This window comes from Halalkalibacter flavus, from assembly GCF_036663575.1.
In the GTDB taxonomy this organism is placed as follows: domain Bacteria; phylum Bacillota; class Bacilli; order Bacillales; family Bacillaceae_D; genus Halalkalibacter; species Halalkalibacter flavus.
In genome coordinates this window covers 1-271 of record NZ_JAWRVK010000236.1, presented here as the reverse complement: position 1 = coordinate 271, position 271 = coordinate 1, and the positions used below count along the sequence as shown (strand labels likewise).

The following is a 271-nucleotide window of genomic DNA, read 5'->3' as shown; positions in this document are numbered from 1 at the left end:
AGGGCTTTTAAAGGGAGACGATGCCCAAAAAGTCGCCAAATGGCTCTCCAAGAAAAAATGACAAAAACGGGCCGGTTTCCAGCCCGTTTTTTTAATGCGGGTCTTAGAAACGGTCTGGTCTGTAACATCTGAAAAAATGCCGGTCCAGTAAGAGATAAGAAGCGAGCGTAACGCAATCTTTTTGAAAAAAATGAAAAAATAAAATTCGCTTATTAGGAAATTTGAAACAAAACTGTAATGTCGCTCAAGGCAAGGGATGCTATAATAGTTG

At 39.9% G+C, this 271-nt stretch carries 1 protein-coding gene; it reads right to left on the bottom strand.

The window, feature by feature from the left end; genetic code table 11:
- On the bottom strand, positions 1 to 271 hold a 271-nt coding region (locus tag SAY88_RS25075; protein ID WP_332635141.1), incomplete at both ends, for a hypothetical protein.